The organism is Photobacterium angustum, from assembly GCF_002954615.1.
Taxonomy (GTDB): domain Bacteria; phylum Pseudomonadota; class Gammaproteobacteria; order Enterobacterales; family Vibrionaceae; genus Photobacterium; species Photobacterium angustum_A.
Map to the genome: position 1 here is coordinate 2689165 of NZ_MSCJ01000001.1, position 11780 is coordinate 2700944.

Here is an 11780-nt window from a genome sequence, read left to right on the forward strand (position 1 = left end):
ATCACTTACCCTTATTAATGTCTTTTTTTGCGACTTTATTTACTTTTGGTTGCGCAAAAGAAGGCACAGTTAAATCAAAAGAAGCATTGAACTGAGAAAGCTGCTCAGACTGACTACCTTTGGTTGTCACCAAGGAGTGCATATCAACATTAATGAACCATTTAGATTGCTCTGCCCCGCCAAGTAATGCGGCTAAGTGACCATTAGAGTCACCCACCCCTTTAATGCCGACTCGTTGTGAGTTCAAATTTAATGATTCAAGATACACACCGCCTGGTACAACATTCGGTAATTGATTCAATAACTGCGTTGCGCGATTACGTGATTGTTGAATATCAGCAATCACGTTTAGCCTCAGCTGAATCGCTTTACGCTGCTCTTCTAACTTAGGTAGAAAGGCTAATCGTTTTTCGAGTAAATCAATTTCTTGTTGAAATTGGTCATTACGGCCTTGTTGCTGTTGTTGCTGCAAATCTAGGTATTGAACTACCCCATAATTCGCTAAAAACGCGACCAACACCGCAGAAGCCATAAGCCCGATAAAACGCTGTTTATGTTGCTTACGACGTTCTTCACGCCATGGCAGAAGGTTTAATTTATCGATCATGCCATCCCCCGTAACGCTAATCCGGTCGCGACAGCATATTGACTCGACATATCACTCGGCAATATCACTTTCTTCGGCTGGCTAAAATGTTCGAACGGTTTGATCCAAACAACCTCTAATCCCACTAACTGCTTTAATAGGGCATCTGAAATCAAGGACTGACAACCACCAGCAAGCCATAACCCTTTAATGCTACAGCGAGGATGTGTTGAGTTATAAAGCTGAATTTGGCGCTTTAATTGTTCAGCAAATTGCTCGGTAAAACGCTCGACAGTATTCTCTTCTTCAGCATCTTGTTGATATGGTGAATCCTCAAATTGACTAGTACCAAAGCGAATTTCACGATGGTAAGCATTGCTACCTTCCGGTTTCATGCAAAATTCTGTGTGGCATTTACCGACATCAACCAGCCCCCACTGCGTATACTGACTGCCTATCTCAGCTAAATATTCGGTTAGCCATAACAATGCGTTGGTCTGTAATTCAACGACCGTTGGTTTAAAGCCAACTTTCTTTAACACAGTAACGCGGCTATCGATGGTTTCTTTACGAGAAGCAAAGACTTGATATGGTGCTGTAGTGGCTACTTCTGAGAAACGTTCACTCACCATTGGGAAATAATCAAACCACAGCTCTTCAACAGGAAAAGGGGACGCAGCGCCTAAGGCTTGGACGATCGCAAACTCAGCCTCATCTTCATTGAGACTGGTATCGAGTTGGACAACTTTGCTGATAACAGCACTATCTGGTAAGGCTAAAGTAACGTTTTTGGCTTGCCACGGCAGTTGTTTCTTTAATTGACGTATTGCTGACAACAGCGCTGTCGCATTTACATTATGCTGTTCGTTGATTACCGATTTGGTTAATTCAACCTCAGCGTATGCAGCCAATTCAAACTGATCTTTTTTCTGCTGTAGCGCCACAGCTTTTATGCTATGGCTACCAATATCTACCCCAACACTTAATGGGTTCCGAAACATCCGTGTTATGCTCCCATGTGGCGAAAAAACAAACTATTTCGAATAAACACCATCAATGGCATTAATTTTCTTTTTGTTATCTTTATACTAGTAATTGAAAGATAATGGATAATGACAATTAGCACGATGGCGTAACGGGAAATCTCAAGTGAAGTTCATAAAGCGATTACTAATACTTGCATTAATTTGCATAATTCTTGGAGTTGGTACTATTTTTGGCTTTTATCTGTATGTAAAGCCAGACCTTCCAGATGTAGCAAAGTTAAAAAATGTCGAGCTGCAAACACCGATGCAGGTGTATAGCGAAGATGGTAAACTGATCTCACAGTTTGGTGAAAAGCGACGTATACCTCTGACATTAGATGAAATTCCTCTTCTCATGCGAGAGGCTTTTATTGCGACGGAAGATAGTCGTTTTTATGAGCACCCAGGTGTCGATCCTATCGGTATTGCCCGTGCAGCTTTTGTCGTATTGACATCAGGATCAGCTCGTCAAGGTGCCAGTACCATTACCCAACAGCTTGCACGAAATTTCTTCTTATCCAATCAGAAGAAAATTATGCGCAAAATTAAAGAAGCTTTCATTGCTATTCACATTGAAAAGCTGCTGACTAAAGATCAAATTCTTGACCTCTATTTAAACAAAATTTACCTCGGTTATCGCGCCTATGGTGTAGGTGCTGCAGCGCAGGTGTATTTTGGTAAAACGGTTGATCAACTGACATTATCTGAAATTGCAGTTATTGCGGGCTTGCCAAAAGCACCATCCACAATGAATCCAATTTATTCCATTGACCGAGCAACAACTCGTCGTAATGTCGTTTTAGGTCGTATGCTTGAAGAAGGCTACATCACCAAAGCACAAATGGATGCTGCGCGCGCTGAACCTATAGTCTCTCACTATCATGGCGCAGAAATTCAACTTTACGCACCTTATGTTGCAGAGCGTGCTCGTGCATGGATGGTGGATCGCTATGGTGCTGCTGCGTACGAAAAAGGCATGAAGGTATATACGACCATCAATAGCAAACTTCAGCTTGATGCCCAGCAAGCCGCAGTCAATAACCTGCTAAATTATGACCACCGTCATGGTTACCGTGGTCCAACAGCCGTTCTTTGGAAGCCAGGGCAGCCGGCATTAAATGCCAATCAAATTGTAAATAAACTTCAAGATCAGCCTATCTATGGCAAGCTTATCCCTGCTGTCGTAACGAAAGTTGATGGTAAAACCGCAGCTATCGTGACTAAAAATGGTGATATTGCCACTATCGATTGGAATGGTATGAAGTGGGCTCGCAAGTTCCTTTCTGACTCTAGTCAGGGTCCAGCTCCCAAAAAAGCCAGCGATATCCTTACTGCAGGTCAACAAATTTGGGTTCAACATAACCAAAATGTTGTGAGTGATAAAAAAGACGGTGCAACAGTCACGACGAATCAATGGCTACTTAGCCAAGTTCCTGCGGCAAATACGTCTTTTGTTGCTATGTCACCAGAAAATGGTGCCGTGTTGGCAATGGTCGGTGGTTTTAATTACACCCGAAGTAAATTCAACCGTGCAACGCAATCTATTCGTCAGGTAGGCTCAGGTATTAAGCCATTTATTTACTCTGCAGCAATAGAGAAAGGCTTAACCCTCGCAACTCTCATTAATGATGCGCCAATTACTAAATGGGATAAATGGCAAGGTACAGCATGGCGCCCTAAAAATGCTGATGGTAAATATGGTGGTCCTACCCGTGCTCGTATCGGTCTAGCTCGCTCAATTAACGTAATGGCTATTCGTGCACTTCGTATTGCTGGGCTAGATTTCACCATTGATTACCTTACTCGCTTTGGTTTTAAACGTGCAGATTTACCTCGCGCAGAGCCTATTGCTCTTGGTGCTGGTAGCTTAACGCCACTAGAACTTGTACAAGGTTACTCAGTATTTGCTAATGGTGGTTATGCTGTTGAACCGTTCTTAATTAACAAGGTTGATAACAATGATGACCAGTTAATTTACTACGCTGATCCTGCTGTTGTTTGTAACGATGCATGTCAAGCAACAAACCCACAAGCAAAAATGCAAGTGGCAATGGCAACCGCTGTTGAAGATCATAAATTCGATCAATCAACAGATACCACAACAACGACTACGGCAACTACCACAGCGCCGAGTGAAACTGAAAAACCAACGCCGGAAGATCTAGAAAAAGTGATACCTATGCCACCAGTTCGCTACGCACCAGAGGTGATCAGCGAGCAGAATGCGTTCCTTGTGCGCGAAATGCTAAACAGTAACATCTGGGGTGAGCCGGGACATCTATATGGGACAGGCTGGCGTGCAAGAGTACTTAAGCGTCATGATATTGGTGGTAAAACAGGTACAACCAATAACGCGAAGGATGCATGGTACACAGGTTATGGTCCAAACATTGTGGCAACGACTTGGGTTGGTTTTGATGATCATCGTCGTGAATTAGGTCGCACCAGTTGGAACAATAATCTTGGTAAAAACCAAACAATCGGTGGTGAGTTCGGTGGTAATGCTGCACAACCCGCATGGATTAACTTTATGCGTCAGGCGTTGAAAAATACCCCTGAACAAGAAAAGCAAATTCCAAGTGATATTGTAAAAGTGCGTATCGACCGTGCAACAGGTCAACTGTCAAACCGTAATGATGCAAGCTCAATGTATGAGTATTTCATTAAAGGTACTGAGCCGACACGCTCTGTACAGCAAGCGGTATCAGAGCAAAAATTTGATACAGAAACGGCTGAAGAGTTGTTCTAAACGCTGTTACCGATATAAAAAGAGCGCTCATTGAGCGCTCTTTTTTTATTTCAGTAAACAGAGATTATGGCTGAGTATGTTTAGCAAAAACTTCTGGCATTTTTTCTTTGATCACTTCAGCTAGCTTTTCATATCGCGCTTTAAGTGGTGAGCCTGGACGATAGGCTAATGTGATCAAACGCGTTGGCTGAGGATGTTTCGCTGCGATATAACACACCCCATCACGGCAATGCTCTTTCGGGCTTGCCAATTGTGGTAGTAACGTAATACCACTGCCCGCTGCAACCATGTTACGTAACGTTTCTAAACTGGTGGCTTTAAAGCGACCGTCATCACGCGCGCCTGCTGCAAAACAAAAACCAAGAGCTTGATTACGTAAACAGTGTCCGTCTTCTAGCATCAATAAACTTTCGCCGTGCAACAAAGACATATCAATATCTTTTTCACTCGCCCATTTATGTGTTTCAGGCACAGCTAACATCATCGGCTCATCATAGAGCGGCAACTCAATGAACGGTTCACTTTCTTTTACCGCAGCTAAAATAATGCAATCTAATTTGCCTTCTTCTAACTGTTGTACCAATTGATGAGTTTGCGCTTCATGTAAAAAAAGTTCTAACTCAGGAAATGCTTCTTTCAAGCTTGGGATAATTTGCGGTAACAGGTACGGACCAACCGTTGGAATAAAACCAATATGCAGCGGTCCAGACATACTTTCTCCTTGCACACTAGCAAGTTCTGTAAGTATTTTGACTTCAAGCAACACTTTCTGTGCCTGAGCGACTAAACTCAGACCTGCGTCAGTGAACAGTACTCGACGGCTAGTTCTTTCTAATAATGAAACACCTAGCTCATCTTCTAGTTTTCTTATTTGTCCACTTAATGTGGGCTGACTGACGTAACAAGCTTCGGCTGCTTTGCGAAAATGTTTGTGCTCAGAGAGAGCAACAAGATATTCCAGATCACGAATATTCATTGGCATGTCTTATAATAGGATTTAACTATTGAAACCATAGCAGCAAACGATTGGAGCTATCAAGAGTAAAGTTACATAATAACCACAGTAAACGGCGCAAATGATTAAACACTCCGATTACATCAGACTCATTTATATTTTTAAGGGATTACATTATGTTCGCATCTAAAGAAGGTCAGGCTGTACCACAAGTTACTTTTCACACACGTAAAGGTGATCAGTGGGTTGACGTAACAACTGAAGATTTATTCGCTAATAAGACCGTTGTCGTATTCAGTCTACCTGGCGCATTTACACCAACATGCTCTTCAAGCCACCTACCTCGTTACAATGAGTTAGCACCTGTATTTGCTGAAAATGGCGTGGATGACATCCTATGTGTATCTGTAAACGATACGTTCGTAATGAATGCATGGAAAGCCGATCAAGACGCTGAAAACATCACTTTCATTCCCGATGGTAATGGTGAGTTCACTAAAGGCATGGGCATGCTTGTTGAGAAAGATGACCTAGGTTTTGGTGCACGTTCATGGCGTTACAGCATGCTAGTTAAAAATGGCGTTGTTGAAAAAATGTTCGTTGAAAATGAAGAACCAGGCGACCCATTCAAAGTGTCTGACGCAGACACTATGCTGAAGTACATCGCACCAGAGCAAAAGCTACAAGAATCAATTACCGTATTCTCTAAACCTGGTTGCCCTTTCTGTGTGAAAGCGAAACAGAACTTGATCGACAAAGGTCTACAGTATGAAGAAATTATTCTAGGCAAAGATGCGACAACCGTTTCTTTACGTGCAATTACAGGTCGTAGTACGGTTCCCCAAGTATTCATCGGTGGTAAGCACATCGGTGGTAGCGAAGAGCTAGAAACTTACCTAGGCTAAGTTTTCAAGTATTGTCTGGATTGTGGTCCAGATTGTTCATCAATTAAAACCTGCAGTTTAATTGGTGAGCAAAACAAAACCGCAACAACTCTCCAAATAAAAAGCCCTCTGATGAGGGCTTTTTTTGATCTAGATAATTCGCATATTAACCGTTAAGCAACATTGACTGTTGCTATACGTTGCTCTTGATCTAAACGCACTTCTAATGCGACTTCATCACAAGCATGTTGACGCGGACAACGATCGCAATCTTTCATTACCTTTTCTGGCAGTAATGATTTCGATGTCGGGGTAAAGCCTCGCTTCATAAAGAACTCTGGGACACGTGTTAGTACAAAGACTTTCTTAATTGCCATTTGCTCGGCTTTTTCAAGCAAATGCTCAACAATTGCTTTGCCTTGTCCTTGTTGTTGCCAGCCAGCTTCAACACCTAAAGAGCGAATTTCCGCAAGCCCTGAATCATAAACATATAACGACGCACAACCGGTCACGACACCATGATGTTCTGCCACCGCAAACGAGCCAATATCACGAACTAATTCATTTCGGTTACGTGGTAGGTTTTCACCCAGCCCTGCCCAGTACACCACCATGCCTTCAATGGCATCAAGATCCGTTAAACGAGCACCACGAACCTTCACGCTTGGTGAGTAACGTTTTTCTAACCGCTTCTCTGCTTGACCAATCGCATAATCGACTTGATTTGGCGCAACGCCACCCAGCGCGCAACGCTTATCAAGACAAGATTCAATGGTCAGAATTGGATACACGTCATCATCAATCACTTCAGAGAATTGCTTCATTTCCTCAAGCGATAACTCTTCTAATGCGCAACCTTTGGCAATGGCAGCAACCACAGCTACTCCGACAATATGGTGCGCTTCACGGAATGGAATCCCTTTCGCCACTAAATAATCAGCAAGCTCTGTCGCATTAGAATAACCTTGCATTGCAGCTTCTAAGGTACGGTCTTTATTAACCTGAATACCATCAAAACAAAGCGCAGCCATTTCCATACAGTCATGCCAGCTATCGAGGGCATCAAACAAGCCTTCTTTGTCTTCTTGCATATCTTTGTTATACGCAAGCGGCAACGCTTTCACTGTCATCATCATGCCAGTCATCGCACCATAAACACGCCCACATTTACCACGAATAAGCTCTAATGCATCTGGGTTTTTCTTCTGAGGCATTAAAGATGAACCTGATGTCACCGTATCTGCCAGCTCAATAAAGTTAGATTCACCTGAGTTGTAGAAGATCAAATCTTCTGCCATACGTGATAGATGAAGCATAGAAATAGAGGCAGTAGAAAGAAGCTCCATCACATGATCACGATCAGAAACCGAATCCAAGCTATTACGCGTGGCACGATGGAAACCTAAGCTATGTGCTAGCACTTCACGGTCAATCGGATAAGCCGTACCCGCCAATGCGCCAGAGCCTAACGGACAAGTATCTAAACGTTCAAGGGCATCAGTTAAACGAGAATAATCACGCTCAAACATTTCGACATAGGCTAAGCACCAATGAGCAAAAGTCACAGGCTGAGCACGTTGAAGGTGGGTGTAACCCGGCAGAACCGTGGCTTGATGATCACGTGCGACTGTCACTAACTGCTGCTGTAAGCGGTCAAGCATTAATAGCAATTGCTGACCTTGCTGACGACACCATAATTTTAAATCGGTCGCCACCTGATCATTACGTGAACGTCCGGTATGAAGCTTTTTACCAAGATCACCGACTTTAGCGATCAATTGTTGCTCTACCCAACTATGAATATCTTCAGCATCTGAGCGTAAAATTTGCTCAGGATCTTCCATCACAGCAAGCTTTAATTCATTCAATGCTAACTCAAGCTTTTGCTGCTCTTGCTCGGTTAATACATCGACCTGACGTAGGGCTTTAGACCATGCGATTGAGCCAACAATATCTTGCTCTGCTAGACGATAGTCAAAACGCAGTGAATCATTGAATTGTTTAAACCGTGTGTCAGCTGCCTGACTAAAACGTCCGCCCCATAATGCCATGGTACCTCTCCTTTGCTCTACGTATCGACTTGCTTATCTTGTTATGGCGTGATCAAACGGGGCTTAAGTAGGGAGCCCCGTGATTGTTTTTGTTATTTCTTTTGGCTATTTAAAGCACGAATACGACTTGCTAGTGAGTAAAGACGAATGAAGCCGCCAGCATGGCTGTGATCATAAACATCATCTTCACCAAAGGTCGCAAACTCTTCAGAATATAAGCTGTTAGTTGAGCGTTTCTGAATTACAGTTGCTTGGCCTTTGTACAGCTTAACGACCACTTCACCACTCACATCTTTTGCTAGCTCATCAGCTGCTGCAATTAATGACTGGCATAATGGCGTAAACCAACGACCATCATAAATAAGGTGCGACGCTTTAAGACCCAATGTTTGACGGAAATCGAACGATTCTTTATCGAGAACTAGCTGCTCAACCGCACGTAGCGCTTCCATCATAATCGTGCCTCCAGGTGTTTCATAACAACCACGAGACTTCATACCGACTAAGCGGTTTTCTACGATATCGATACGACCAACACCATGCTCGATACCTTTTTCATTGAGGTACGTTAGCACGTTGTATGGCGTCATCGCTTCACCATCAACCGCAACCACTTCACCTTGTTCAATCTTAAGTGTTACCGTTTCAGCTTGATCTGGTGCTTGCTCTGGATCTTTTGTCCATACCCAACATAGATCGTTTGGTGCGTTCCACGTATCTTCTAGCACCCCACCTTCTGTTGATACGTGCCAAGCATTCGCATCACGAGAGTAAATTTTTTCCAGCGATGCTGTACATGGAATATCACGCTCAGCAAGGTAATCTAACAATGCTTCACGACTACGTAGATCCCATTCACGCCAAGGAGCAATCACTTTAAGCTGTGGTGCTAGTGCAGCAAATGCACCTTCAAAACGTACCTGATCGTTACCTTTACCAGTACAACCGTGACATAACGCATCAGCACCAACTTCTAATGCACATTCAACTTGTGCTTTAGCAATAATTGGACGCGCCATTGAAGTACCCAGTAGGTATTTACCTTCATACACTGCACCAGTTTTTAGTGATGGGTAGATATAATCTTTCACCATCTCTTCTTTAAGATCAGCGATGTAACAAGATGAAGCTCCTGAAGCCAATGCTTTTTCTTCAATCCCAACCAGTTCTTCTTCGCCTTGACCTACATCGGCCACGAATGCGACAACTTCACAGTCATAGTTCTCTTTCAACCATGGAATGATAGCCGATGTATCTAAACCGCCAGAATAGGCTAATACAACTTTATTAATCTTGCTCATGTGCTGTTCTCCTTATCAGCCTTGCGGTTATTCCGTTCAGGCGATGTGCTAAATATTGTTAACTTAAAATTCAATTACAACGTAAATTTGGTACCGATACTTTGCCCGTCAAATAAGGCGGTTAACTTTTCAGGATAACGCCAACTTGCCACTTCAATAGGACGACCTAGCGCTTTTGCGGCATCAAATGCTGCGCGTACTTTGACAATCATGCCATCGGTGATCACCGCTTGTTCAATTAACAATTCAGCCTCAGCTTCTGTTAACGCTTCAATTAACTGCCCTTTGCCATCTAATACACCACTCACATCAGAGAGTAATACCAATTCACCATCAACGGCGGCGGCAACGGCAACGGCGGCTTGGTCGGCATTAACATTCATCAACTCGCCCTGTGCATCTAAGCCAATTGAGCTAATGATTGGCATATAACCTGATGTCATAATTTGTGTGATCAGTACGCCATTACCCGGCTCAGCTTTACCTACAGAGCCTAATTCTGGATCTAATTGTGAAACGTCACACAAACCACCATCAGCCAGGCTGAGTCCTACCGCTTTAACGCCAGATTTAATCGCCTGCCCTTGAAGTAATTTGTTCGCCGTCCCTGCTAATGCACCAGCAATAACAGCAATTTGATCGCTAGGCGTTACGCGTAAACCTTGTTTTTTCACTGTCGGTAGTTGCAGTTTTGCCATTAAGTCATCAACTAAATAACCGCCGCCGTGGACTAACATCAGTGGGCGATGAGAGTTTTCTTGATAAGCATTAATCGCTGAAAACAATTTTTCTAACGTTTCAGTACATGAAAGTACTGCACCACCTAATTTAATGACCAGTGGAACCTGACTCATCATCGAACTCCTACACTAAAGCGGTTAATTGCGGGAAACCATTTCGAATATTTATGCACTGCATCGCTTGCGAAGATGCACCTTTTAACAGGTTATCAATCGCAGATGTTAAAATAATATGCTGACCATTCACCTGCCAGCCAATATCACAGAAGCAAGTCCCTACCACATTCTGTAGACGTGCCGCTTGTGTTCCTAAAAGACGTACCGCATGTTTATCTGCTGTAGATGCATATGCTAGGTTCAATGCTTCCGTTACCTGCTCTAGCGTAACGCCTTGTGCTAGCTTCGCTGTAATAGTTGCAAGAATGCCACGTTTAAAGTTGCCAAGATGGGGGGTAAAAATAACGTCACGACCTAGATGAGTACTGATTTCAGGTTGGTGGCGGTGGGAAAATAAACCGTAAGCTTGCAGGCTTACTTCGCAGAAACTATTAGTCATGGTCGCTTTTCTACCAGCGCCAGACACACCACTGACCGCATTAATCACTGGCCACTGCTCGGTATCAAGTAAACCCGCTTCAATTAATGGTTTAAGCGCTAATTGTGAAGCTGTTGGGTAACAGCCCGGAACAGCAATTAGTTGTGCTTTGGTAATTGCATCATGATTCCACTCCGCCAAACCATAAACCGCTTGTTCAAGCCAATCTGAATATTGATGTTCAAAGCCATAATATTGGGTATAGAAATCATCACCTTTGACACGAAACGCACCAGACAAATCAAAAACCTGACACCCTTGTTCAAGAAAACTGGCAGCAAGGTCATGGCTGACTTGGTGGGCTGTGGCAAGTAAAACAACGTCAGCATTTTTAGCAATATCACTTGGACTGATTAACGGCTGTAACGGTAAATCAACAATGCCTTTCAATTGACCATGCAAATCACTTAACGGTTTACCCGCATCAAGGCTGTTTTCAGAAACAAATAAACCCGCAAGTTCTAAGTGAGGGTGCTTAACCACCATTTTCGCAAGTTCTGCGCCGGTATAGCCGCTTGCACCGATAATTAGAGTCTTTAACATTACAAATTCCATTTTTAGTCTAATGATTGTTGTTACCGTTTAGGCGCAAATCTGGCTTGAGTCTTTATTTTTTTGCAGCAGTAACGTGTAACAAGGAGTGCTGAAAACAGCAAATATGAGGGGCGCATACGCACCAAGCGAATATGACTTAGCGTCGTCGGAAGGTATGAGTAAAAAGCTTCGCTTGGTTCATGTTAAAACATCCTAAATTAACAATGGAGACCCGGCATTCCTTGCTCAGGTTACGGCTAAATAAAGCAATAAATTATTCGTTTGCGTTGCATTTATATGTTTACTGATTAATTAACGTACTGTCAACAGAAAAGCCTTAAAAACCTCACTTTCCCAATC

The 11780-nt window shown here is 43.1% G+C and carries 9 protein-coding genes; 2 read left to right on the forward strand and 7 right to left on the reverse strand.

What is annotated here, in order from left to right:
* Nucleotide 1: 1 nt before the first annotated feature.
* Both BTO08_RS12215 and pilM read right to left on the reverse strand, forming a co-directional pair.
* Nucleotides 2–607 carry a PilN domain-containing protein gene (locus tag BTO08_RS12215; protein ID WP_105061107.1) on the reverse strand — a complete coding sequence of 202 codons (606 nt, stop codon included), beginning with the start codon at nt 605–607 and terminating at the stop codon, nt 2–4.
* A complete protein-coding gene (gene pilM, locus BTO08_RS12220) occupies nt 604–1587 on the reverse strand; it encodes a type IV pilus biogenesis protein PilM (RefSeq protein WP_105061108.1) in 984 nt (327 codons plus the stop codon). Before pilM ends, BTO08_RS12215 begins: the two co-directional genes overlap by 4 nt.
* 148 nt (nt 1588–1735) lie before the next feature.
* On the opposite strand from pilM, the gene BTO08_RS12225 reads away from it, so the two are divergent.
* Complete coding sequence (locus BTO08_RS12225; protein ID WP_105061109.1) at nt 1736–4360, forward strand: penicillin-binding protein 1A; 2625 nt, start codon at nt 1736–1738, stop codon at nt 4358–4360.
* 64 nt (nt 4361–4424) lie between these two features.
* Here BTO08_RS12225 and oxyR read toward each other — a convergent pair whose 3' ends face one another.
* The gene (gene oxyR, locus BTO08_RS12230) at nt 4425–5336 is read right to left on the reverse strand and encodes a DNA-binding transcriptional regulator OxyR (protein WP_005371846.1); all 912 of its coding nucleotides are present in this window, start codon (nt 5334–5336) and stop codon (nt 4425–4427) included.
* A gap of 155 nt (nt 5337–5491) precedes the next feature.
* Here oxyR and BTO08_RS12235 point away from each other — a divergent pair, with 155 nt between their 5' ends.
* Nucleotides 5492–6220: a glutathione peroxidase gene (locus BTO08_RS12235; protein ID WP_005371847.1), complete on the forward strand. Its 729-nt coding sequence runs from the start codon at nt 5492–5494 to the stop codon at nt 6218–6220.
* A gap of 152 nt (nt 6221–6372) precedes the next feature.
* Here the strand turns inward: BTO08_RS12235 and argH are convergent, their stop codons facing one another.
* The 4 genes from argH to argC all read right to left on the reverse strand — a co-directional run bounded on the left by argH (nt 6373) and on the right by argC (nt 11429).
* Nucleotides 6373–8250 (reverse strand): argininosuccinate lyase, encoded by a 1878-nt coding sequence (gene argH / locus BTO08_RS12240; protein ID WP_105061110.1) that lies wholly within the window; start codon nt 8248–8250, stop codon nt 6373–6375.
* A 92-nt stretch (nt 8251–8342) separates the two neighbouring features.
* Nucleotides 8343–9551 carry an argininosuccinate synthase gene (locus tag BTO08_RS12245; protein WP_045083862.1) on the reverse strand — a complete coding sequence of 403 codons (1209 nt, stop codon included), beginning with the start codon at nt 9549–9551 and terminating at the stop codon, nt 8343–8345.
* Between the two features lie 74 nt (nt 9552–9625).
* Nucleotides 9626–10405: an acetylglutamate kinase gene (argB, locus tag BTO08_RS12250; RefSeq protein ID WP_105061111.1), complete on the reverse strand. Its 780-nt coding sequence runs from the start codon at nt 10403–10405 to the stop codon at nt 9626–9628.
* Between the two features lie 10 nt (nt 10406–10415).
* Entirely contained in the window at nt 10416–11429 is a 1014-nt protein-coding gene (gene argC / locus BTO08_RS12255) for an N-acetyl-gamma-glutamyl-phosphate reductase (protein WP_105061112.1), read from the reverse strand.
* Nucleotides 11430–11780: the final 351 nt, after the last annotated feature.